The organism is Polynucleobacter parvulilacunae, assembly GCF_018881715.1.
Lineage (GTDB): Bacteria > Pseudomonadota > Gammaproteobacteria > Burkholderiales > Burkholderiaceae > Polynucleobacter > Polynucleobacter parvulilacunae.
Genome location: NZ_JACVPW010000001.1, coordinates 78,122 through 100,335, shown reverse-complemented (window position 1 = coordinate 100,335; position 22,214 = coordinate 78,122). Strand labels below are relative to the sequence as shown.

General features: G+C 46.7%; 21 protein-coding genes and 1 tRNA gene. 15 read left to right on the top strand and 7 right to left on the bottom strand.

Going from position 1 to position 22,214, the window contains the following annotated elements; translation table 11 throughout:
* Positions 1-31: 31 nt before the first annotated feature.
* From ICN18_RS00565 to ICN18_RS00555, 3 genes are read right to left on the bottom strand one after another with little or no spacing between them, the layout of a single operon-like run.
* Positions 32-811 carry a BPSS1780 family membrane protein gene (locus tag ICN18_RS00565; RefSeq protein WP_216188623.1) on the bottom strand — a complete coding sequence of 260 codons (780 nt, stop codon included), beginning with the start codon at positions 809-811 and terminating at the stop codon, positions 32-34.
* Positions 808-1,782, bottom strand: a complete 975-nt coding sequence (locus tag ICN18_RS00560; protein ID WP_216188622.1) for a homoserine kinase — start codon at positions 1,780-1,782, stop codon at positions 808-810. The genes ICN18_RS00565 and ICN18_RS00560 overlap by 4 nt, the downstream gene beginning before the upstream one ends.
* 33 nt (positions 1,783-1,815) lie before the next feature.
* Positions 1,816-2,223 carry a hypothetical protein gene (locus tag ICN18_RS00555; RefSeq protein WP_216188621.1) on the bottom strand — a complete coding sequence of 136 codons (408 nt, stop codon included), beginning with the start codon at positions 2,221-2,223 and terminating at the stop codon, positions 1,816-1,818.
* An 83-nt stretch (positions 2,224-2,306) separates the two neighbouring features.
* Between ICN18_RS00555 and polA the strand changes: the two genes are divergently transcribed.
* Genes polA through ICN18_RS00540 form a run of 3 tightly spaced genes read left to right on the top strand, consistent with a single transcriptional unit; the run spans position 2,307 to position 6,834 of the window.
* Positions 2,307-5,132, top strand: coding sequence for a DNA polymerase I (gene polA / locus ICN18_RS00550; protein WP_216188620.1), 2,826 nt, complete (start codon positions 2,307-2,309; stop codon positions 5,130-5,132).
* A gap of 47 nt (positions 5,133-5,179) precedes the next feature.
* Positions 5,180-6,055, top strand: a complete 876-nt coding sequence (locus ICN18_RS00545) for a dienelactone hydrolase family protein (RefSeq protein WP_216188619.1) — start codon at positions 5,180-5,182, stop codon at positions 6,053-6,055.
* Between the two features lie 5 nt (positions 6,056-6,060).
* Entirely contained in the window at positions 6,061-6,834 is a 774-nt protein-coding gene (locus ICN18_RS00540) for a ZIP family metal transporter (protein ID WP_216188618.1), read from the top strand.
* A 15-nt stretch (positions 6,835-6,849) separates the two neighbouring features.
* On the opposite strand, the gene ICN18_RS00535 is transcribed toward ICN18_RS00540, so the two are convergent.
* Both ICN18_RS00535 and ICN18_RS00530 read right to left on the bottom strand, forming a co-directional pair.
* Complete coding sequence (locus tag ICN18_RS00535; RefSeq protein ID WP_216188617.1) at positions 6,850-7,680, bottom strand: sulfurtransferase; 831 nt, start codon at positions 7,678-7,680, stop codon at positions 6,850-6,852.
* A 48-nt stretch (positions 7,681-7,728) separates the two neighbouring features.
* Positions 7,729-8,835, bottom strand: a complete 1,107-nt coding sequence (locus ICN18_RS00530; protein WP_216188616.1) for an aromatic ring-hydroxylating oxygenase subunit alpha — start codon at positions 8,833-8,835, stop codon at positions 7,729-7,731.
* A 162-nt stretch (positions 8,836-8,997) separates the two neighbouring features.
* On the opposite strand from ICN18_RS00530, the gene xseB reads away from it, so the two are divergent.
* From xseB to folE2, 4 genes are read left to right on the top strand one after another with little or no spacing between them, the layout of a single operon-like run.
* On the top strand, positions 8,998-9,231 hold the full coding sequence (gene xseB / locus ICN18_RS00525) for an exodeoxyribonuclease VII small subunit (RefSeq protein WP_216188615.1): 234 nt from the start codon (positions 8,998-9,000) through the stop codon (positions 9,229-9,231).
* A complete protein-coding gene (locus tag ICN18_RS00520) occupies positions 9,232-10,134 on the top strand; it encodes a polyprenyl synthetase family protein (protein WP_216188614.1) in 903 nt (300 codons plus the stop codon).
* A 55-nt stretch (positions 10,135-10,189) separates the two neighbouring features.
* Positions 10,190-12,091, top strand: coding sequence for a 1-deoxy-D-xylulose-5-phosphate synthase (gene dxs, locus ICN18_RS00515; protein WP_216188613.1), 1,902 nt, complete (start codon positions 10,190-10,192; stop codon positions 12,089-12,091).
* A gap of 25 nt (positions 12,092-12,116) precedes the next feature.
* Positions 12,117-12,944, top strand: coding sequence for a GTP cyclohydrolase FolE2 (folE2, locus tag ICN18_RS00510; protein WP_216188612.1), 828 nt, complete (start codon positions 12,117-12,119; stop codon positions 12,942-12,944).
* A 48-nt stretch (positions 12,945-12,992) separates the two neighbouring features.
* Here folE2 and tsaD read toward each other — a convergent pair whose 3' ends face one another.
* Positions 12,993-14,066, bottom strand: coding sequence for a tRNA (adenosine(37)-N6)-threonylcarbamoyltransferase complex transferase subunit TsaD (gene tsaD / locus ICN18_RS00505; RefSeq protein WP_216188611.1), 1,074 nt, complete (start codon positions 14,064-14,066; stop codon positions 12,993-12,995).
* 77 nt (positions 14,067-14,143) lie between these two features.
* Here tsaD and rpsU point away from each other — a divergent pair, with 77 nt between their 5' ends.
* From rpsU to ICN18_RS00480, 5 genes are all read left to right on the top strand, one after another.
* Positions 14,144-14,356, top strand: coding sequence for a 30S ribosomal protein S21 (gene rpsU, locus ICN18_RS00500; protein WP_011903537.1), 213 nt, complete (start codon positions 14,144-14,146; stop codon positions 14,354-14,356).
* Between the two features lie 144 nt (positions 14,357-14,500).
* On the top strand, positions 14,501-14,947 hold the full coding sequence (locus ICN18_RS00495) for a GatB/YqeY domain-containing protein (protein WP_216188610.1): 447 nt from the start codon (positions 14,501-14,503) through the stop codon (positions 14,945-14,947).
* Between the two features lie 36 nt (positions 14,948-14,983).
* Positions 14,984-16,954 (top strand): DNA primase, encoded by a 1,971-nt coding sequence (gene dnaG / locus ICN18_RS00490; RefSeq protein ID WP_216188609.1) that lies wholly within the window; start codon positions 14,984-14,986, stop codon positions 16,952-16,954.
* Between the two features lie 233 nt (positions 16,955-17,187).
* A complete protein-coding gene (gene rpoD / locus ICN18_RS00485; RefSeq protein ID WP_216188608.1) occupies positions 17,188-19,764 on the top strand; it encodes an RNA polymerase sigma factor RpoD in 2,577 nt (858 codons plus the stop codon).
* Positions 19,765-19,776: 12 nt separating this feature from the next.
* Positions 19,777-19,853 (top strand) — tRNA-Ile (locus tag ICN18_RS00480).
* 64 nt (positions 19,854-19,917) lie between these two features.
* Here the strand turns inward: ICN18_RS00480 and ICN18_RS00475 are convergent.
* Positions 19,918-20,613 (bottom strand): SDR family NAD(P)-dependent oxidoreductase, encoded by a 696-nt coding sequence (locus tag ICN18_RS00475; protein WP_216188607.1) that lies wholly within the window; start codon positions 20,611-20,613, stop codon positions 19,918-19,920.
* 138 nt (positions 20,614-20,751) lie between these two features.
* Here ICN18_RS00475 and ICN18_RS00470 point away from each other — a divergent pair, with 138 nt between their 5' ends.
* From ICN18_RS00470 to ICN18_RS00460, 3 genes are all read left to right on the top strand, one after another.
* Positions 20,752-21,447: a cupin domain-containing protein gene (locus ICN18_RS00470; RefSeq protein ID WP_439650809.1), complete on the top strand. Its 696-nt coding sequence runs from the start codon at positions 20,752-20,754 to the stop codon at positions 21,445-21,447.
* Between the two features lie 70 nt (positions 21,448-21,517).
* Positions 21,518-21,709, top strand: coding sequence for a hypothetical protein (locus ICN18_RS00465; protein WP_216188605.1), 192 nt, complete (start codon positions 21,518-21,520; stop codon positions 21,707-21,709).
* 11 nt (positions 21,710-21,720) lie between these two features.
* Positions 21,721-22,149, top strand: coding sequence for a DUF2244 domain-containing protein (locus tag ICN18_RS00460; RefSeq protein ID WP_216188604.1), 429 nt, complete (start codon positions 21,721-21,723; stop codon positions 22,147-22,149).
* Positions 22,150-22,214: the final 65 nt, after the last annotated feature.

Sequence of the window (22,214 nt, the reverse complement as noted above, 5' to 3'; positions counted from 1 at the left end):
AATCGCGACTGAAGTAGCTGATGCAGTTAACTTACGCAGCTAAGATCACTTCATCTTCAGTAAAGCAAGCCTTCCAGGTCGCATAAAAAGAGCAGTGCATGATTGTCAAACCCGCCATGGAGATGGGGGCAATGATGAATGAGGCTGCTTGCCCAAGATCGAGCGCATCAAAAATCATTCCCACGGTTAGTGGGATAGCAATCAGAATGGCGCTCCAAATAGACAGATACAAGAAGAATGCTGCTTTATTTGTCCAGCATGCCAAGCAACTGGAGAAGAGTGCCTGAGGTACAGGCATGTCGGCCCATGCCACCAAGACTGGCGAGAACCACATCAACATAGCGACTGGGATATACAGCATCGCGCCAAAGAAAAGCACTAAGTAAACCTGACGCAATACTTCAGGAGTAATAGGTTTTTCGCTCGTCATCAACGGGAGTAGTAATTCAAAGTCAACCAAGAGACTTAAGATAAAACTCAACAACAAAATCATACCCGCATACACCAAGCCTAATTGCAAAATTCTTTTGCGAATAATGGGGCTAGACCGGAGTGCTATTAAGTACACCGTTGGTCTGATACGCTCTTTTTGAATGGCCTGGCGACAGGCGGTCATAAAGCCAACGGAGAGAGTTGGTGTAAGCAATAGCACTGCAAACACGCCAATGACCGGAATGATTACTGCGAGTTGTGCGGCAAATACATACATAAAGACCAGCATTAAGAAGCCCAAAGGATTCTGCTTAAAAAGCCAGATGCCTTGCCTAATCCAGGTGTAACCCTCTTTAGGTGCTACGGAGTTGAGTTTCATAGTGAGCGACGACTTAAAAGAATGCGTTCAAAGTGCGTAGGATCATGCGGGGTTAGCATTTGGGCATCCCGTGGTAAATAGAAATCCCACAGTCTTGATACCCAGAAACGTAATGCAGCTGCGCGAAGCATCAAGGGCCAGCTAGCCTGCTCCTCTTTAGTGAAGGGGCGTGCTGACTGATAGGCTTTCATGAACGCATCTAGACGGACGGGATCTAAATCCTGTTTATTTTCTGCAAGACACCAATCATTCGCTGTAACGGCGACATCAAACAGCCATTTATCAGTGCCAGCAAAATAGAAATCAAAAAAGCCGCCAAGTTGATCGTCGGCTGTATTCGACCCTTTTGGGTCAAACAAGACGTTGTCACGAAATAGATCGCAATGACTTGCCCCTTGCGGTAAACCATCGTATGCACTAGAAGAAAAGAATTCCTCTTGGGTTTTTAACTCATGAGAAATTAATTCTTTCTGAGACGTATTTAAATGCGATAGCACTTGGGGTATTGTTTTTTGCCACCATGCAAGGCTGCGAAGATTTTCTTGTGACTTGGGAAAATCTTTTCCAGCTAAATGCATCTTCGCCAGCATCTCGCCGACGAGGGCGCAATGATTGGCTTCTGGTTGAAGTCTAGATAGGCCGGGCAACTTTGTAACAATGGCTGCTGGCTTGCCTTTGAGGGCAAATAAGATCTGCCCTTGTCTATTCTCAATAGGCTTGGGAACCGGCACACCTTTATTTGCCAGGTGGCGCATTAACTCTAAATAGAACGGCAGCTGCTCTGCAGACAATCTTTCAAAGATGGTTAAAACATATTCCTGTTTCTTGCCATCTTTTATAGTGTCTAAGAAAAAGTTAGAGTTTTCAATCCCGCCATGAATGCCGCGAATTTCACTGGCTTGGCCAATATCAAAGTCTTGAGAAATCCATTGAGAAATATCCTCAAGATTAATTGGAGTAAATACGGCCATGAACTAAATTGACTAAATTAATTAAACGATTTGTTATCTAAGTGGAATGCTGATGCTAGGAACGCTAATCAGATCAGTTTCTTTTGGAGGTCCTGGCATCACTGACGTTGGGGGCGCCATTTCATAGCTGGTGTAAGGTGTTTTTACATCGACTTGAGTTGGAGAGTTGGCATCTTTGTATTCGGTAACGGTTGTGCCATTTTTATCTTTGTACTGATAATTGGGTTTACGCTGTTCAGGAGTATTCATGGCTCCAGCGGGGCTGACGGTTGGAGCGAGCGGTTGATTATTGATGCGATTCAATTCAGATGGGCTCAGTGCCTGGCTGTTATTCTGAGCTTGGGCTGAATTCGTAGCAAAAAGACCAAAAACTACCAAAATGCTCGTAAGAGCAAAGTTTCGGCTTATTGCACGGCCAATTGAGTTTGTTAAATAATGCATTTTTTCACCTTTTAAAGCCTACTCTCGGACGGTTCCTTAACCAGACCGGTAGGCAATTCACAACTAGATTGTACGATTGCGGTATGACTAAACATAGACTCTTGTTGGTAGACGGCTCTAGCTACCTCTATCGCGCCTTCCACGCCATGCCAGACCTCAGAAATGGGGCTGGAGAGCCCACTGGGGCTATCTATGGCATGGTCAATATGATGCGTCGGGCGCGATCCGAGCTCAAGGCTGACCATATCGCCTGTGTTTTTGATGCCAAAGGCAAGACTTTTCGCGACGAGATGTACTCAGAGTACAAGGCACATCGATCCCCGATGCCCGAGGATTTGGTCAAACAGATTGAACCTATCCACGCCATGGTCAAGGCTTTAGGTTGGCCAGTATTGATGGTCTCCGGAGTGGAGGCGGATGATGTGATCGGAACCTTAGCTTGCCAAGCAACTCAAGCGGGCTGGGAAACGATTATTTCCACGGGCGATAAAGATTTAGCGCAATTGGTAAATCCTTCGGTCACTCTCATTAATACGATGACAAACGAAAAATTGGACATCGAGGGCGTAAAAGAAAAATTTGGTGTTCCACCAGAATTGATTGTGGATTATTTATCCATCATTGGAGATACCGTCGATAACGTACCGGGCGTTCCTAAGGCGGGGCCAAAGACGGCAAATAAGTGGTTAGCGGAATTTGGCAATCTTGATAACTTGATGGCAAACGCTGATCAAGTTAAAGGTGTCGTTGGTGAAAACTTACGTGCCACATTGCCTTGGCTGCCACAAGCCCGTCAACTGATTACGGTAAAAACGGATTGTGATTTATCGCCACATTTACCTAGCTTGGATGATCTGCATGCGAAGTCTGAGGATGCACCATTGCTACGCGAGTTGTTTGATCGTTATGCCTTTAAAACTTGGCTAAGAGATGTCGAAAAACAGCTTACAAGCCCAGAGAATAAGGGCGAAGCGGCAGTATTTGATTTAGCGGGCAGTCCAATTTTCTCCGTCGAAAGCAGTGCAGACGGAGAAAAAAAGACTCGTTCAATTGCTAGTGCGCCAACCAAAGATTTGTCACAAGAAACTCGGGACTCGCAAGATGCCATTGAACGTCACTATGAGTGCGTGGTTGATGAAGTGGGCCTAGATAAGTGGTTAAGCAAGATAGATTCTTCTGCGCTAACAGCAGTTGATACAGAAACTACTAGTCTCGATGCACTTGCTGCAGAGCTCGTTGGCATTTCATTATCAGTTAAGCCAGGTGAGGCTTGTTACATTCCTGTTGCACATCGCAATGGTGAGGCGCAGCTTGATCGTGACTTAGTGCTCAAACGCATTAAGCCTTGGTTAGAAAGTAAAACGCATTTAAAGGTAGGTCAAAACTTAAAGTACGACGCCCATATTTTTGCTAACTATGGCATTACCTTAAACGGTGTTGCATTTGACACCTTGCTGGAATCGTATGTACTCGAGTCACACATGCCACACAATATGGATAGCTTGGCTGAGCGCCATCTGGGCATGAAAACCATTCGCTATGAAGAAGTGTGTGGCAAGGGGGTTCATCAGATTGGCTTTGACCAGGTAGACCTGAAAATTGCAACCGACTATGCGGCAGAAGATGCTGACATTACCTTGCGCCTGCATCTGGAGTTATGGCCGCAGATTCAGGAAAGTCCTGGACTGCTCTATATCTATGAAAACGTTGAGATGCCTGCTATGCGGGTTCTTGGCATCATGGAGCGTAATGGCATTCGAATTGATTCTGCGCTATTGGCAAAACAGGGGCAGCAGGTAGGCAAGCGTCTTCTGGAGTTGGAAGGCGAGATTCATAAGCTAGCAGGTCAGCCTTTTAATATTCAGTCGCCCAAGCAAATCGCAGAAATTTTATTTGGGCAACTCGAGTTACCTGTAATTAAAAAAACGCCATCGGGCGCGCCATCTACTGATGAAGAAGTGTTGCAGAAGTTGGCCGAGGATTATCCATTGCCAGCACGCATTCTGGACTATCGCAGCTTAGCCAAATTGATGTCGACTTATATTGAGAAACTTCCTCGTATGGCTGATCCTAAGACGGGCCGCGTCCATACAAACTTCTCACAAGCCACTGCGGTCACGGGTCGCCTGGCTTCAAGCGATCCAAATTTACAAAATATTCCGGTGCGCACAGAAGAAGGTCGCCGTATTCGTGAGGCATTTATCCCGGCAGACGGATGCAAATTATTATCAGCGGATTACTCGCAAATTGAATTACGCATCATGGCGCATATTGCTGAAGATGAAAATTTACTGACTGCATTTAGAGAGGGTAAAGACGTTCACCAGGCTACCGCAGCAGAGATCTTTGGTATTCCATTGGGTGATGTAAGTTCTGAGCAACGCCGGTATGCCAAGGTGATTAACTTCGGCCTCATCTATGGCATGAGTGCTTTTGGCTTGGCTGGTAATTTAGGTATTGAACGCTCTGCTGCGCAAAATTACATTGCCAAATACTTCGATCGCTATCCAGGAGTCGCTCAATATATGGAGCGCACGCGTCTCGAGGCTAGGGAAAATGGTTATGTAGAGACGGTCTTTGGAAGACGCCTCTGGTTGCCGGAAATCAAGGGCTCGAATGGACCGCGCCGCCAAGGTGCCGAGCGGGCTGCGATTAATGCTCCAATGCAAGGTACTGCTGCTGACTTAATCAAATTGGCCATGATTGCCGTTGAGGATTGGCTTGAAAAAGATCAACTCAAGACCAAGCTTTTATTGCAGGTGCATGATGAGCTGGTCTTAGATGTGCCTTTCGATGAGCTTGAGGTAGTACAAGCGGCATTACCCGGTTTAATGTGCAATGTTGCCCAATTAAAAGTACCTTTGGTGGTGAGTATTGGAATTGGCGATAATTGGGAAGAAGCGCACTAACTAATTACAAAATGAGAAATTAGCAATCGAAGCTAGGAGGCAGGGTAATGAGTAACGATATTCAAAATAGTCGACGCAACTTTATTAAGACATCTGCGCTGGGCACTGCTGCTATTGGTATTGGTTTTGTGGCGGCGTCTGAGCCAGTCATGGCGGCTGCGATTGAAACGGATTTCAAGGGCCTTAAGGCCGGAGAGCAAATGATTCCAGTGGGTAGCTTTCAGTTGCCGGCGTATGTCTCACGCCCCGAAAAGGCAAAAGGTTCTTTACCTATCGTTATTGTGACCAGTGAAATTTTTGGTGTGCATGAATATATTGCCGATGTTACAAGGCGTTTTGCGAAGTTAGGCTACCTTGCGATTGCCCCAGAATTCTTTACGCGCGTAGGCGATCCTAACACTTACGGAACAATTGCAGAGATTCAGCAAAACATCGTTGCCAAAACTCCGGACTCACAGGTCTTAAACGATTTGCAGGCAGCTTTAGTATGGGCTGGTAAAAATGGTGGTGATCTCAAGCGAGTTGGAGTAACCGGCTTTTGTTGGGGTGGGCGTATTACTTGGCTATCGGCTACCTTGCCGCAAGTGCGGGCAGGCGTGGCCTGGTATGGTCGTCTCATTGGAGAAAAAACAGAAGGTAATCCGCGTCATCCCGTAGATATTGCGATGGATTTAAAGGCTCCAGTGCTTGGCTTATATGGCGCAGCAGATACTGGCATATCTTTGGAGAGTGTTGACCAAATGCGTGCGGCCCTAGCGCAAGCGGCTCCAAAGAATCCAGCCGCTAAAGCTTGTGAGTTTGAAGTGTATCCAGATACCCCTCATGCATTCCATGCCGATTACCGCGCTAGCTATCGCGAAGGTCCCGCAAGGGATGGTTGGGAAAAATGCCTGGCTTGGTTTAAGAAAAACGGAGTGGTTTGATAGCAATGAGTGTTCTGCAAAGCATTCTTTTGGTTACTGCGTTAGCAGGTACAGCTAGCGTCTTAGTGGCGGCAAGCTGTTCTTTGGCCATGCTGTCGAAAATGGTCAATAACATGGTCAGTTTGTCTGTTGGCATTTTGTTGGCAACGGCTTTACTTCACTCCTTACCTGAAGCTTTCAGCATGGAGGGTGCTAACCCCCAGTTCTTGTTTGCTACTTTGTTGGCTGGTTTACTGGGTTTCTTTCTGCTCGAGAAAATCGCCTTATTGCGCCATGATCACCATCATGAAGGTGATGGTCACCATCACCACCATGGGCACGATGCTGAAAATGCTGGGCGTAGTGGTTGGATGATTTTGGTTGGTGATGGTATTCACAACTTCGTAGACGGCATCTTGATTGCAGCAGCCTTTATGGCAGATTATCAGGTAGGCATCTTTACTGCCATCGCTATCATTGCTCATGAGATCCCACAAGAGATTGGCGATTTCATTGTGTTGTTGAATGCTGGCTTCTCACGTGCACGCGCCTTGTTATATAACTTTATTTGTGGCTTATCAGCAGTGGTAGGTGGCGTGCTCGCATATTTCTTCTTGGAGCGCGCCCATGCAGCGATGCCGTACTTGCTCGTGATTGCTTCTAGTAGTTTTATTTATATTGCGGTGAGTGATCTCATACCGCAAATGCATCGTCGCCCGCACTGGGTAGAGTCTTTACGTCAGACGGTATTAATTGCTTGTGGCGTAGGATTTGTGATCCTGCTATCCCTGCTCCATTAAAAAACCGAGATAAGTCTAAAGCTCAACAGGTCTTTTGGGATCTGCGCACCACTCACTCCAACTGCCGGCATATAGGCGTGAACCTTTAAATCCAGCAAGCTCCATTGCCAAAAGATTGTGGCAAGCAGTAACGCCAGATCCGCATTGATGAATCACCTCAGAAGCTTTAATAGGCCCAAGGAATTCTGAGAACTCTTTGAATAATTGCTCTGGAGATTTAAATGCCGTCGCATTGAGATTATTTTTAAAGAAGCGATTCATGGCGCCGGGAATATGCCCGCCAACTGGATCGAGTGTTTCATTCTGACCATGAAAGCGATCTTCAGTACGAGCATCGACAACTTTGTTTTTCTGGGCCTGGAGATTGGTTACAACCTCATCCACCAGAACGAGCCCAGCATAAGGCAACACCCCGATTGCTTGGGTGCAAGGAGTAGGGGTTCTGGGAATGTTACCCATCGGGCCATTCCAGGAATCTAAACCGCCGTCGAGAACTTGTACATTGGCATGCCCCGTCGCTTTTAGCATCCACCACAAGCGGCTGGCATAGACGGAGCCTTGCTTGTCATAGGCAACCACTAAAGTATTTGGGCTAATGCCTAGGCGAGTCTTGGTTTGTGCCCAAGCTTCAGGGCTTGGTAAGGGGTGGCGACCATTGGCTCCAGTTTTTGGGCCTGACAGATCCTTGTCCAGATCAACATAGATCGCGCCGGGAATATGGCTTTCTTCGTAAGATTTTTTACCGATCAGTGGGTCCACTAAATCAAAGCGGCAATCACAAAGCAAAACATTCTCGCCACTGTTGATGATTTCTTCTAACTGGTTTGCTGAGATTAGAGGAGTCATGATGCTTCCTTTATAAGTGGCGGGGTGTATTGATAAAGCTTATTTTGATTATGCGCCTTCAAAGTTCATGACGCGGCGGTACCATTCATGGAAATGTTGCATGCCGTCTTCCATGGGGCTTTGGTATGGACCTACTTCATTAATGCCGCGTGCCAATAGTGCTGCACGTCCTTGGTCCATACGCTCAGCAATTTCATCATCTTCAATGCAAGTTTCCATGTAAGCAGCACGTTCTGCTTCTACAAACTCGCGTTCAAACAAAGCAATTTCTTCTGGGTAGTAGAACTCCACAATGTTACGCGTTTTACCGGGGCCCATTGGATGCAATGTAGATACACACAGTACACCTGGATACCACTCCACCATGACATTAGGGTAGTAGGTAAGCCAGATAGCCCCATGGCGTGGGGATTTGCCATCAAATTGACGCAATACTGCCTCGTGCCAATTGCGATAGGTTGGCGAGCCTGGGGTTTGTAATTCTTTATGAATGCCCACAGTTTGTACGCTATGCCAATCGCCGAATTCCCAATTGAGATCTTCGCAAGAAACAAATTTTCCCAATCCAGGATGAAAAGGCACAACGTGATAGTCCTCGAGGTATACCTCGATGAATGTTTTCCAGTTGTAATTACATTCATGTACTTCAACATGATCTAGTACATAACCGTCAAATTTCAGATCCTCAGCAACGCCGAGTTTCGCAAGGTCGGCACGAACATCGCGTGGACCTTCAAACAATAGTCCCTGCCAATTTTGCAAGGGGGATTTGCCAAGATTTAAGCAAGGCTTATCTTCAAAGTGTGGGGCACCTAATAAATTGCCGCCCAAGTCATAAGTCCAGCGATGTAATGGGCAAACAATATTGTCGGCCTTGCCGCTGCCATTGAGCATGAGTGCTTGACGATGACGACAAACGTTGGAAAGTAGTTCTACGCCAGATTCATTGCGAACGAGAATGCGACCTTCATTCTCTGCGCTAAGGGTTTGATAGGAGCCCATTTCAGGCACCATGAGTTCGTGGCCAACATAGCCAGGCCCCTGCTTAAAAAGCAGTGCAATTTCCCGCTGATACAAGTCAGCGTCAAAATATGCCGAAACTGGCAGTTGCAGATTGGACGGCGCAAGCTTCTGCGCGGTAGCCAGATTAGTCATTCTCCCCACCCCCGAAAACGTCAGCCGAAGCTAAGCGGAATAACCAATCCAACCATCGACGGATCGATATTGGAAAGGAAGGGATGGATTATACCCATCCAAGGGGTTTCTCGCTTTAATATGTAGGGCTATCCGTGTGGGAAATACGAAGGAAATAAGCTTATGGCAACCAAGAAGTCCGAGAGTCAAAAACCTGGTTTAGAGGTCGAAATCGATCCTGATCTTCGTTATGAACAGGCCGTAAAAGAGCTCGAAAAGCTGATTTCCGACATGGAGTCCGGCAAATTTTCCCTAGAGGAAACCTTGTTAGCTTATCAACGGGGCGCTGCCTTGCTAAAACATTGTCAAGGAATGTTGGCGCAGGTTGAGCAACAGGTTCGAGTGTTCGAGGCTTAATTGGGTACTGTTTTTCAATTTCAGGAGTGGGTCACTTCCCACTCTGAGCGAACTGAGTCAGCGTTAAATCGCTTACTTGATTCCGCACAAACTACCCCTCATCGTTTGCATGAGGCAATGCGCTATGCAGCGCAGGGCGGTGGCAAGCGTATACGTCCGCTCTTGGTTTATGCAGCCGGGCAACTTGGCAATCAATCAAGCGCAACCGAGTCTGATGCATTGGATGCAGCCGCAGTGGCGATTGAGTGTATTCATGCTTACTCATTAGTACATGATGACTTGCCATGCATGGATGACGACGACTTACGTCGTGGTCGTCCGACAGTACACAAAGCCTTTGATGAAGCTGCTGCCTTGCTAGTTGGAGATGCGTTACAAACCCGTGCCTTTGAAATCTTGGCTAATGCTCATTGTGATGCGCAAGTCCGTTTAAAAATGATTGCCGCTTTAGCGGCCGCCTCCGGTTCGCGCGGCATGGCCGGTGGTCAAGCAATTGACCTGGAGAGTGTTGGTAAGAAGTTAGATCTTGCTGGCTTACAGCAAATGCATGCCATGAAGACGGGTGCGTTGTTGTTATGCGCTACTCAATTAGGTGGGATCGTAGCCCAACTTCATCCAGCGCAAATGGCACATCTCGATGTTTATTCAAAAGCTCTTGGATTAGCGTTTCAGATTGTGGATGATGTGTTGGATGCGACTGCCGATAGTCAAACACTAGGTAAGACTGCCGGCAAAGACGCTGCAGCCAATAAGCCGACCTATGTGACCTTGATGGGTTTAGACTATGCACAGAAGCAGGCCAAAGAGTTGCAAGAAACTGCAATCGCTAGCTTAGATAGTTTTGGTGCGTCTGCACAAGCATTAAAAGATTTGGCTCTCTTAGTTGTCAATCGCGGCAAGTAAGAAAGACGCAAGAAAAATACAAGAGAAATACACTAGTACAAATTATTTAGATTCAATGACTTTACATTCCATCAACTCCCCTGACGATCTTAAAAAGCTTACTCGTGAAGAGCTACCCGCTTTGGCCGATGAGTTGCGCGAATTTGTTTTAGATTCAGTATCCAAAACCGGTGGGCATTTATCGTCAAATCTAGGAACAGTAGAGCTATCCATTGCTCTGCACTATGTATTTGATACACCAGACGATCGTATTGTTTGGGATGTGGGTCATCAAAGCTACCCACACAAAATATTGACTGGCCGTCGCGAGCGTATGAACACCTTGCGTCAGTACAAGGGGCTTTCCGGTTTTCCGCATCGCCTGGAGAGTGAGTTTGACGCTTTTGGTACAGGCCATTCATCCACCAGTATTTCTGCGGCGATGGGTATGGCGCGTGCGTTCCAAACTAAAGGTGAGCGACATGTAGCAGTGGCAGTCATTGGTGACAGCGCTATGACCGGTGGTCAAGCATTTGAAGCAATGAACAATGCCGGCGTGTATGACGACTTGCCATTGGTGGTGATTTTGAACGACAACGATATGTCGATCTCCCCAGCAGTGGGCGCGCTGAATCGTCACCTCGCTAGATTACTCAGTGGCAATATTTATTCTGCAACCAAGAAGGGTATTGATAGCGTCTTATCGATTGCGCCACCCTTACGCGAATTTGCAAAGCGACTCGAGGATCATGCCAAGGGTATGGTTTCACCTTCAACTATCTTCCAAGAATTTGGCTTTAATTATTTTGGTCCAATTGATGGGCATGATTTAGATGCACTCATTCCAATGCTGCAGAACGTACGTCGCCTAGCTCTAGAAGGTCGTGGCCCACAGTTCTTGCACGTCGTGACCAAAAAAGGTCAGGGCTATGAGTTGGCTGAGGCCGATCCCGTGCTGTACCACGGCCCAAGTAAATTCAACCCTGAAGAGGGCGTTAAAAAGGCTGTTGCTAGCAAGAAAACTTTTACTCAAGTCTTTGGTGAGTGGTTATGCGACATGGCACATGCAGATCCTTTGTTGGTGGGCATTACTCCAGCAATGCGCGAAGGCTCTGGCTTGGTTGAGTTTGAAAAGAATTTCCCAAAGCGTTATTACGATGTAGGTATTGCTGAACAGCATGCCGTCACATTTGCAGCGGGTATGGCATGCGAGGGCATGAAACCCGTTGTTGCTATTTACTCAACCTTCTTGCAGCGCGCTTACGATCAGCTTATTCATGATGTGGCTTTGCAAGATTTGCCTGTCTTATTTGCGCTCGATCGCGCTGGGCTAGTTGGCGCCGATGGCGCTACACATGCTGGCGCATATGACATTCCATTCTTACGTTGCGTTCCTAATATGTTGGTGATTGCTCCGGCCGATGAGGCTGAGTGTCGTGACTTGTTAACTACCGCCTTTCATCAGCCACACCCTAGTGCAGTGCGCTATCCACGCGGCGCAGGTGTTGGCACCATTCCCTCTAAAGAGTTGCGCACTTTGCCAATAGGTAAGGGTGAGATTCGTCGAAAATCAACGGCGCCTGCTGGGCAGCGGGTCGCGATTTTGGCATTTGGTACTTTGCTTTATCCCGCGCTCGAAGTTGCCGAGGGAATTAATGCAACAGTTGCCAATATGCGTTTTGTTAAACCGCTTGATGTAGCTTTAATTCAATCTCTGGCCGCTGATCATGATTATTTGGTGACGATTGAGGATGGAGCCATTGCTGGTGGTGCTGGTAGCGCGTGTTTAGAAGCGCTTGCGAATCTTGGCATCAATAAACCCCTCCTGCAGTTAGGTCTTCCCGATCAATTTATTGAGCATGGCGACTATAGCTTGCTCATGACCAAGTGTGGCCTGGATGTAGAAGGTCTTGCCAAGTCCATCAAACAACGTTTTCCAGCGATATTGACCGTAAATTCATCGCTTGTAGGCAAATAAGCCGGTTTTGCCTGAAAATAGAGTCATGAATGACATGAACCCCGCCTTTCTCAAGCCTAGCGCAATGCCTGACGTGCAATCAACGCGTGATGAGCGTGCTTTGCCAATTGAGCAGGTTGGCATTCGTGGCGTGCGTCATCCATTGACGATTCGAAGCGATTCTGGCAATTTTCCATCGGTTGGAACTTTTGAGATGGATGTTGCATTGCCTGCGCATGTGAAGGGTACACATATGTCCCGCTTCATGGCGCTTCTGCAAAAACAAGATGTCGCAGTTGATAGCACTTCAGTAGTGGCGATGGTGCGCGAAATGTTGCCCTTGCTCGATGCTAAAGAAGGCCACGTTCAATTTACGTATACGCATTTCGTTAAAAAAGCTGCGCCGGTGTCTGGTGTGGAAAGCTTGATGGATTACGAAGTGACTTGGATGGCAACAGCGAAGCAAAATCTAACTGGCAGCGCTGATATTGAATTAGGTTTGCGTGCACAAGTTCCAGTGATGAGTTTGTGCCCTTGTTCAAAAGAGATTTCTGATTTTGGCGCTCATAACCAACGTTCGCATGTCACTATGTCGGTGGTGTTAGACGCTGAAACAAAAATGACAGTAGAGGATCTAGTGGCTGCTGCTGAGAGTGAAGCCTCTAGCGAGCTATGGGGCTTACTTAAGCGTCCTGATGAGAAGTGGGTGACCGAGCGCTCTTACAGCAATCCTAAATTTGTTGAAGACTTAGTGCGCGACGTAGCCGGCAACCTCAAGGCAGATAAGCGCATTCAGTCTTTTGTAGTTGAGGCCGAGAACTTTGAGTCCATCCACAATCACAGCGCATTTGCCAGAATCAGCCATAAAAAATAACGAGCAATAGCAACTAATAACTACAGGCAATAACAAACAAGCAATCAGTTATTTCAGATTATTGCTTTGCAAATCCCAGCGGGGTTTGACATCAAAGGCTCCAGAAGTTGTGGAGCCATTATTTTTGGCAAGCATGCGTAAGGCTCCAGCAAAAGCAATCATGACGCCGTTATCAGTACATAACTCAAGTGGTGGGTAGTGCACTTCAAAACCATTTTTCTTTGCTTTGTCATGCAGTGCGCTACGGAGTTGCAGATTGGCGCCGACGCCACCAGCGAGCACCAAATGCTTACAACCGGTTTGCTTGAGCGCTTTCTCGGACTTGCTAACTAACACAGTCACGATTGAATCGACAAAGCTTCTAGCAAGATCTGCATGAAACTGCGCAACCTCACTCGCTTCAACTATATTTTTCTCTGCAAACTTTTTAGTCTGATTAAGGACTGCAGTCTTTAATCCTGAAAAGGAAAAATCAAGATCACCCGAATGCAACATGGGTTTTGGTAGATCGAAAATGCCTGGACGACCTTGCTCTGCTATTTTGGAAATAGCTGCACCGCCTGGGTAATCTAAGCCGAGTAATTTGGCTGTCTTGTCGAATGCCTCTCCTGCTGCATCGTCCAGAGTTTCACCCAGTAGCTCGTATTGACCAATTCCGGAGACTTTCATGAGCTGGGTGTGACCACCAGACACCAAAAGGGCAATAAATGGAAATTGCGGCACTGTTTGACCCAAAAGCGGGGAAAGGAGGTGTCCTTCGAGGTGGTGCACCCCAATGGAGGGCAATTTGAGTCCCTGGGCGAGGGATTTAGCAAAAGCGCTACCTACGAGGAGGGCGCCAGCTAATCCGGGTCCTTGGGTGAAGGCTACGGCGTCAATATCGGCTAATTTCAGGCCGGATTGGGCCAAAGACTGGTCTAAAAGGGGTAAAACACGGCGAATATGGTCACGAGAGGCTAATTCGGGGACAACGCCCCCATAGTCCCGGTGCATGGCGATTTGGGAGTGCAAACCCTGGCCCAGTATGCCCTGGAAGGCCGGTTTACCCTCTTCCCAAGGCGTGGTGTTGTATAAAGCCACTCCGGTCTCGTCACAAGAAGTTTCTATTCCTAAAACAATCATTTTTTTACTTAGCCGTGCTAGAATCGCTATTCAGTTAATTTTTCGATATCTATCGAGCATATACGAGTTAAATAAGTATGACTACAGTCCGTCTCCGCGAAAACGAACCATTTGAAGTGGCATTGCGCCGTTTCAAGCGCACCATTGAAAAGAATGGCCTTTTGACAGACTTGCGTGCACGCGAGTTCTACGAGAAGCCAACAGCTGAGCGTAAGCGCAAGAAGGCTGCAGCTGCAAAGCGCCATTACAAGCGTATTCGCAGCCAAATGTTGCCTAAGAAGCTTTACTAATAGAATTTAAAAGCTCTCTTCACCGAGAAGCTTTGAAACCCGCTGACGGTGAAACGCAGCGGGTTTTTGCTTTTTGAATTGCTTAATAGAAGCGATGCGGTAAAAGCTCTACAGCTAGATATATTCAACAACAGGAATCAAGCCATGACACTAAAAGACCAAATTACCGAAGATATGAAAAACGCGATGCGCGCTAAAGAAGTTGAGCGCCTTGGAACCATTCGTCTTTTGTTGGCCGCTATCAAGCAGCGTGAAGTGGATGAGCGCATTGTGGTTGATGATGCTGGCGTAATCGCTACTGTTGAAAAAATGATCAAGCAACGTAAAGACTCTATCTCTCAGTTTGAAAAAGCAGGGCGCGATGATTTGGTTGCGATCGAGGCAGCTGAGATGGTGATCTTGCAGGCTTACCTGCCTGCTCAGTTATCTGACGCAGAAGTTGAAGCTGCAGTAGCTGCTGCTGTTGCGTCTACTAGCGCTGCAGGCCCACAAGATATGGGCAAAGTCATTGGTGTGCTTAAAGGTCAATTGGCTGGTAAAGCGGATATGGGTAAAGTTTCTGGCTTGGTAAAAGCCGCGCTCGCCAAGTAAGTATTCAAAAAAGAGAAATAGTTTCATACTCGCCATATGGCACTCATCCCGCAATCCTTCATTGCCGATCTTTTAAATCGGGTTGATATCGTTGATGTGGTTGGGCAGCACGTTAAGTTAAAAAAAGCGGGTGCAAATTTTCAAGGTTTGTGCCCCTTTCATTCAGAGAAGTCCCCTTCATTTTCAGTGTCGCCAACTAAACAGTTTTATCACTGCTTTGGTTGTGGAGCGCATGGTTCTGCCATTAGCTTTCTCATGGAATACTCGGGTCTTGGTTATGTAGATGCCATTGAAGACTTAGCGCGTTCTGCAGGTTTAGATGTGCCTCGTGAAGAGCGCACTGCAAATGATGTGGCAAGACAGCAGCAAGCGATGGCGCTGAGTGAAGTGATGAGCACAGCCGCTGATTGGTATCGTCAACAACTCAAAGGCAATACCAGAGCGGTGGAGTACCTGAAGGGTCGCGGTCTTACTGGTGAGATTGCTAAACGCTATGCTTTGGGCTACGCGCCCGATGGTTGGCAAGGCTTGGAGGCGGTATTTGGCACCTACGCCAATGATGAGATAGCAAAGACCTTGGTGGAGGGTGGCCTATTGATTCAGGGTGAGCAAGCGGAAGGCGGTCAACCTGTTAAACGCTACGATCGTTTTCGCGATCGCATCATGTTCCCGATTCGCAATCCCAAAGGCCAAACGATTGGCTTTGGTGGACGCATCCTAGATCAAGGTGAACCAAAGTACTTAAATTCTCCAGAGACACCACTCTTCTCAAAAGGTAATACGCTCTACGGCTTGTTTGAAGCAAGACAAGCGATTCGCGCACAAGAATATGTTCTGGTTTGTGAAGGCTACATGGATGTCGTTGCCTTAGCGCAATTAGGGTTTCCGAATGCGGTTGCAACATTAGGCACGGCCTGTACTGCAAACCATGTACGCATGCTTTTGCGCCAGACTGACAAAGTTGTGTTTTCATTTGATGGCGACTCTGCTGGTCAGCGTGCTGCACAACGCGCACTCGAAGCTTGTTTGCCTTTGATGTCTGACGACAAAGAAATTCGTTTCTTATTTTTGCCAACCGAACATGACCCCGATAGTTATGTACGCGCTTATGGCGCACCAGCTTTTGAGAAGGTGATTAAAGAAGCTATGTCGATCTCGAGCTTCTTCTTTAAGGTTGTTAGCGAAGGCCATGAGCAGACTACCCCAGAGGGTCGAGCCCATACCCATCATGCAGCTAAGCCACTGTTGCTGTCGATGCCACCAATTGCGCTACGTACACAAATCTTGCGTGAGTTAGCAATTCGTACCAATACGACTCCGGCAGAGCTGGAAGCATTTTGTGGATTAACAGTAGCGCCTGCTCCCGTTCGTCAAACGACTTATCAGCCAATGCAGGCAAGAGCGCAAGGTGGTCAAGGTAATCCAAGTAATCAGAATAATTTTGCGGGCAATGGAAATCGACAGGGCGCTCCCTGGCAAGCATCCAAAGGATCAGCCAAGCGAGTGGCTACTCAAAACATTGAGCCACCTAAAGCGCCAACGGATTTGGCGGAGCAAATGTTACGAGTAATTATTCAGTTTCCACATTTGGGTAAAGCGCTGGATTCGAATAAACGTGAACTTGCATTAAAGGCAGCACAGCAAAGATCAGAAAAAGCCTATGCTTTGATGAAAGATCTTTTGTCGCAGTGTGATTTGGTTGAATTAATTCCGGGAGAAGGCAATAAGCCAGCAATCGCAGGCGCTGGTGCATTTGCAATGTTCCAAGATCAACTCTCGCGTAGTGAACTGGCCCCTTTGTATGAAGTGCTGAGAAATCGAGTGATGGGTTCTGATTTAGACCTGGATGGTGCTTCCGCGGATCTTGATGGGGCATTCAAAAAGTTGGAATTAACCCATCTCAAACAAGAGATGACCGAAATTGCCCAAAAGATCGCTGGGAGTACTGCTTCCGAGCAAGATAAAGCCCGTTATCGGGAATTGGGCGAAAAGCTGAAATTCTCTTAAGAATTTCCCTAAACACCCCTAGAAATCCCCTGAAATTACCCCATATTTTTAGGGAGAGCAGGGTCCAAAAAGTCGCAATCGACTATAATCCTCTGTTCCCAAGAAAAAACCGATTTAATTCAGCCACTTGCGCTTTATTTTGATGAAATTTGGGGTAAGTGAGTAATTGAGTTACGGGGCTGTGTGTTTCATCAGTCGATATCAACAACAGTAATGTGAGTAAGTGCTAATAAATGCCAAATACCAAGACCAAAAAACCAGCTCCGAAAGCTAAAGCTCCAGCAAAACCAGCTAAGCCAGCCGCAAAACCTGCAGCTAAAGTAAAGACTCCAGCTAAACCAGTAAAAGTAGCTGCAAAGCCAGCTCCGAAAGCTAAAGCTCTAGCAAAACCTGCTCCGAAAGCAAAGGTAGCTGCTAAGGCGCCTGCTAAACCAGTAAAAGCTGCTGCAAAGCCAGCACCAAAAGCTAAAGCTCCAGCAAAACCTGCTCCGAAAGCAAAGGTAGTTGCTAAGGCGCCTGCTAAGCCACTGAAAGCTGCTGCAAAGCCAGCACCAAAAGCAAAGACTCCGGTTAAGCCAGTGAAGGCCGCTGCAAAGCCAGCTCCAAAAGCACCCGCTAAGCCAGTTGCAAAAGTTCCTGCGAAATCTGCAAAGGTAGAGGTCAAGGTAGATTCAGTAAAAAAAGGTAAGGTCGTTCCTGCACCTAAAGCTGAGCCAATTAAAGAATCCAAAGAAGTAAAAGAAACTAAGGACAAAAAAGCCAAAGTTGCTGAAGTTGAAGTTCCAGTAGTTGAAGAAGAGAAGAAACGCGGCCGTAAGGCTAAAGATATTCCTGCTGAAGCGGCTGAGCCAGTATTAACGGATCGCCAAAAAGCACGTGAGCGTAAGGCTAAAGAGAAGGCCCTCTTAAAAGAATTTGCTGCACAACAGTTAGGTACTGAAGAGCAACAAGAATTACGTCGCGCTCGCTTGAAGACATTGATCAAGATGGGTATGTCCAAGGGCTACTTAACCCATGGTGAGATGAATGACGTGATGTCTGACGAATTGTCTGATGCTGATGCATTGGAAACTTTGATCAGTTTGCTCAACGACATCGGCATTACTGTTTACGAACAAGCTCCTGATGCAGAAACATTGATTTTGTCTGACAACGCTTCAGCTGCCGCTTCCGAGGAAGAGGCTGAAGAAGAGGCTGAAGCCGCTTTATCTACAGTGGATTCAGAGTTCGGACGCACTACTGACCCAGTCCGTATGTATATGCGTGAGATGGGTACTGTTGATCTCTTGACTCGCGAAGGCGAGATCGTGATTGCGAAGAAGATTGAAGCTGGCCTTAAAGACATGGTGATGGCTTTGGCTGCTTGCCCAGTAACGATTGCTGAGATTTTGAGCAACGTTGACAAAATTACAAGTGGCGAAATGGAGATTGACCAGTTCGTTGATGGCTTGGTTGATCCAAATGCAGAAGATATTAAGCTTGGACCTGAAGAGCCTGAGATTGACCCGGATGCAGAAGAGGGTGAAGAAGGCGGCGAGGAAGATGAAAGCGGTGGCGGCGGTGGTGGTGCTGCAACAGCGAACGCTAAGCAATTAGAAGAGTTGAAGCAAATCTCTTTAGAGAAGTTTGCAATTGTTCGTGCCCAAGCCGACAAGATGCGTCGCGCCTTTGATAAAGAAGGTTACAACTGCCCTGCATATGTAAAAGCGCAAGATGCGATTCGTGCTGAGTTGCTCGGCTTCCGCTTAACCGCGAAGAGTGTTGAGAAGTTATGCGACACCATGCGTTCACAGGTAGATCAAGTTTGGAAGCTTGAGCGCGGCATCGTTAGCTTGTTAGTTGATAAAGTAGGCGTCAATCGTGGTGAAGTGTTAAAAGACTTCCCTAAGATGTCTATGAATTTAACTTGGACTGAGAAGTTGCTCAAAGAGAACAAGCCATACAGTGCACTCTTGCAACGTAACGTTCCAGCGATTCAAGAGCTGCAACAGAAGTTAATTGATATTCAAAAGAATGTTGTTATTCCACTTCCAGAGTTAAAAGAAGTAAACAAGCAAATGATCGCTGGCGAGAAGCGTGCTCGCGAAGCAAAACGTGAGATGACAGTAGCCAACTTACGTTTGGTAATCTCGATTGCTAAGAAATACACCAACCGTGGCTTGCAGTTCTTGGATTTGATTCAAGAGGGCAATATCGGTTTGATGAAGGCGGTAGATAAGTTTGAATACCGTCGTGGCTATAAGTTCTCTACCTATGCAACATGGTGGATTCGTCAGGCAATTACTCGTTCGATTGCTGACCAGGCGCGTACGATCCGTATCCCTGTTCATATGATTGAGACGATCAATAAGATGAACCGTATCAGCCGTCAGATCTTGCAAGAAACTGGTCATGAGCCAGATGCTGCAACTTTAGCGCTGAAGATGGAGATTCCTGAAGATAAGATTCGCAAGATTATGAAGATTGCTAAAGAGCCTATCTCCATGGAGACTCCAATTGGAGATGATGCAGATTCCAATTTAGGTGACTTTATTGAGGATAACAATACATTGGCTCCAGCTGAAGCGGCATTGCATGACTCTATGCGCGATGTGGTCAAAGACGTTCTCGATTCATTGACACCACGCGAAGCAAAAGTATTGCGTATGCGTTTCGGTGTTGAGATGAGTACAGACCACACTCTTGAAGAAGTCGGCAAGCAGTTTGACGTTACACGTGAGCGTATTCGTCAGATTGAGGCTAAAGCTCTGCGCAAGATGCGTCATCCAAGCCGTAGCGACAAGCTCAAGACCTTCCTCGAAGAAGATTGATCTAAGACTAACGGGCCCATAGCTCAGTTGGTTAGAGCAGAGGACTCATAATCCTTTGGTCCCAGGTTCAAGTCCTGGTGGGCCCACCAGCAAAAAAGCCACTAGCGTTCATAGCGCCAGTGGCTTTTCTCTTAGACCGTTAGTAATTAAATTTCACCAAGGCAGCTTTTCACCTGAGTAAGTCAGAAAGCTTCCCGAATCTTCTTTATTAACGCTTGCAAGGACATTAAACATGTCAGTCACAGCCTCTAGAGGGTCTCTACCGATTTGTTGACCACGAAAAGGTTGTGACAATCCAGAGTTCACCGTACCCGGATGAAGTGCTATCAGAGCAATATTAGGCTTTGTTCTTGCAAATTCGATTGAAGCGGTTTTGATGATCATATTTAGCGCAGCCTTGGAAGCTCTATAGCTGTACCAGCCACCAAGACGGTTGTCTTCAATGCTGCCAACCTTGGCAGACAGTGTTGCCATGACTCCATGCTTTGGATCTAAGAGTTTTGAAAAGTACTTGATTGTTAAAGCGGGGCCAATAGTATTTGTATTGAACATTTCAGTTAGTTGATCCTGATTTAAATCATCCAGTTTCTTTTCAGGCATCCACTGTTCAGAGTGCAGTACCCCAATAGTGTTGATGATTAATTGAAATGGCCCCAATTCAGCCAGGCTACTTGCAGATGCTTCAATAGTTTCGGGGCGGCTGTAGTCAATCGCATGTTGAGAGTTGCGGTGAATCCCAATTACCTGCGAGCAAGATGGATTGCTTTCTAGGAGCTTCACAAAATTCGATCCAATAGTTCCCGAGGCCCCAATAATGAGCGCTTTAAATGGATTGGGAAGTAAGCTCATAAAGTTTTTAAGAGTGTTAATGAAGTTAGGGTTTTCAAAGACTTTATCCCAGAATGGCTCTGAGCGTACGCTCCTGAATTTGTCTCTTAAGCAGATACTCTATTTGCTTGCTATGCTTGGGGTTGTTTGCACATACGAATATATCCAGTGAATATTAACTCCGATTACACCCAACGAGTCGTCATTAACCACCATGATTTACCTTGGGTTTCTAGTCCAGAACCAGGGGTTGAGAGGCGCATGCTTGACCGCATGGGCGATGAAGTTGCAAAGGCAACTTCTATCGTACGTTTCGCACCAGGCTCCCAATTTAAAACCCACACTCATAAATTCGGTGAAGAGATCTTGGTTTTGGATGGCGTTTTTAGTGACGAGACTGGCGACTATCCTGCTGGTACCTATTTAATGAATCCCCCTGGATCTTCTCATGCGCCATTTAGTAAATCTGGCTGCACTCTTTTTGTGAAGTTGCGACATCTGGGTCCAGATCAAGTGGTGCGAGAGATAATCGATACTAAAACTGCCCCTTGGTATCAAGGTATGGTGCCAGGTCTTCATGTGATGCCGCTAATGCAACAGGGTAGTGGCTCAACCTTAGTTCGTTGGGCGCCGCAAACGTATTTCAATCCCCATAAGCATTACGGTGGCGAAGAGATCTTTGTTGTTGATGGTGTATTTGAGGATGAGCATGGACGGTATCCCGCTGGCTCTTGGATCAGAAGTCCTCATATGAGCTTGCATCAGCCATTTAGCAAAGAAGGTTGCACTATTTTTGTGAAGACGGGGCATCTTTTGGAGGGCGTCGATAACAAGGGAAGTAGCCCCTACCGCTAGAGCGCCTCAAGCAGCAGTTTGGTAAAGATCCTAGAATGGTCTTAATTTCAATTTCTGATAAGGTGGGTTTATGAAAGCCCCAGATAAACGTTGTTGTGGATCCGGTGTATGCATCATCAATGATGCTGGCGAATGCTGGTGTGGGCAAGTTTGGGATGGAGAAAAAATGGCTGCTCCAAGCTTAAATCTTAATAAGCCAAAACAGTTAAATCCTGAAGTGGGTGGAAAACTCAGTGAAGATGTAGTTAAGAGTAAATCCTGATTGGTTTAGTAATGAAACATTGGCAAATGCGAAGAAATTGCGCGCTGACACCGAAGCAGCTTCTGCAGTTTTATATTGCTTTGGTATGTCTTTCGCTAATAGTGGCGACAGGTTTCTTCTTGGCTGGTGTTTGGATGATCCCCATTTTTACAGCTATAGAGTTGAGTGCGGTAACGCTAGGTTTTTTAATTTACTGCAGGCATGCGCTTGACTGTGAAACTATAGAGGTCGACGGTAAGCGCATCACTATTAAAAAGTTTATTGGTTACAAAGAAACCATGTATGAATTCAATACGCAGTGGGCAAAAATTGAATTGCCGCTGGCGGGATCTAAGGTATTCCACATAAGTCAATCTAATCTCCGAGTAGAGCTTGGCCAGTTTTTGAGACCTGAGCAGCAGATTCCCATTATTGCCTCTGTACGTGCGCACTTAGGCTGATAGGCGCTGGCACACACAGCATTGTCTTTGCGGTGGATAATGGTGTCCACATCATTATTTGCGCA

What these genes read in the sequence shown, in the direction of transcription:
- ICN18_RS00565 (WP_216188623.1), bottom strand. Translation starts at nt 811, where the DNA reads ATGAAACTCAACTCCGTAGCACCTAAAGAGGGTTACACCTGGATTAGG.
- ICN18_RS00560 (WP_216188622.1), bottom strand. Translation starts at nt 1,782, where the DNA reads ATGGCCGTATTTACTCCAATTAATCTTGAGGATATTTCTCAATGGATT.
- ICN18_RS00555 (WP_216188621.1), bottom strand. Translation starts at nt 2,223, where the DNA reads ATGCATTATTTAACAAACTCAATTGGCCGTGCAATAAGCCGAAACTTT.
- polA (WP_216188620.1), top strand. Translation starts at nt 2,307, where the DNA reads ATGACTAAACATAGACTCTTGTTGGTAGACGGCTCTAGCTACCTCTAT.
- ICN18_RS00545 (WP_216188619.1), top strand. Translation starts at nt 5,180, where the DNA reads ATGAGTAACGATATTCAAAATAGTCGACGCAACTTTATTAAGACATCT.
- ICN18_RS00540 (WP_216188618.1), top strand. Translation starts at nt 6,061, where the DNA reads ATGAGTGTTCTGCAAAGCATTCTTTTGGTTACTGCGTTAGCAGGTACA.
- ICN18_RS00535 (WP_216188617.1), bottom strand. Translation starts at nt 7,680, where the DNA reads ATGACTCCTCTAATCTCAGCAAACCAGTTAGAAGAAATCATCAACAGT.
- ICN18_RS00530 (WP_216188616.1), bottom strand. Translation starts at nt 8,835, where the DNA reads ATGACTAATCTGGCTACCGCGCAGAAGCTTGCGCCGTCCAATCTGCAA.
- xseB (WP_216188615.1), top strand. Translation starts at nt 8,998, where the DNA reads ATGGCAACCAAGAAGTCCGAGAGTCAAAAACCTGGTTTAGAGGTCGAA.
- dxs (WP_216188613.1), top strand. Translation starts at nt 10,190, where the DNA reads ATGACTTTACATTCCATCAACTCCCCTGACGATCTTAAAAAGCTTACT.
- folE2 (WP_216188612.1), top strand. Translation starts at nt 12,117, where the DNA reads ATGAATGACATGAACCCCGCCTTTCTCAAGCCTAGCGCAATGCCTGAC.
- tsaD (WP_216188611.1), bottom strand. Translation starts at nt 14,066, where the DNA reads ATGATTGTTTTAGGAATAGAAACTTCTTGTGACGAGACCGGAGTGGCT.
- rpsU (WP_011903537.1), top strand. Translation starts at nt 14,144, where the DNA reads ATGACTACAGTCCGTCTCCGCGAAAACGAACCATTTGAAGTGGCATTG.
- ICN18_RS00495 (WP_216188610.1), top strand. Translation starts at nt 14,501, where the DNA reads ATGACACTAAAAGACCAAATTACCGAAGATATGAAAAACGCGATGCGC.
- dnaG (WP_216188609.1), top strand. Translation starts at nt 14,984, where the DNA reads ATGGCACTCATCCCGCAATCCTTCATTGCCGATCTTTTAAATCGGGTT.
- rpoD (WP_216188608.1), top strand. Translation starts at nt 17,188, where the DNA reads ATGCCAAATACCAAGACCAAAAAACCAGCTCCGAAAGCTAAAGCTCCA.
- ICN18_RS00475 (WP_216188607.1), bottom strand. Translation starts at nt 20,613, where the DNA reads ATGAGCTTACTTCCCAATCCATTTAAAGCGCTCATTATTGGGGCCTCG.
- ICN18_RS00465 (WP_216188605.1), top strand. Translation starts at nt 21,518, where the DNA reads ATGAAAGCCCCAGATAAACGTTGTTGTGGATCCGGTGTATGCATCATC.
- ICN18_RS00460 (WP_216188604.1), top strand. Translation starts at nt 21,721, where the DNA reads ATGAAACATTGGCAAATGCGAAGAAATTGCGCGCTGACACCGAAGCAG.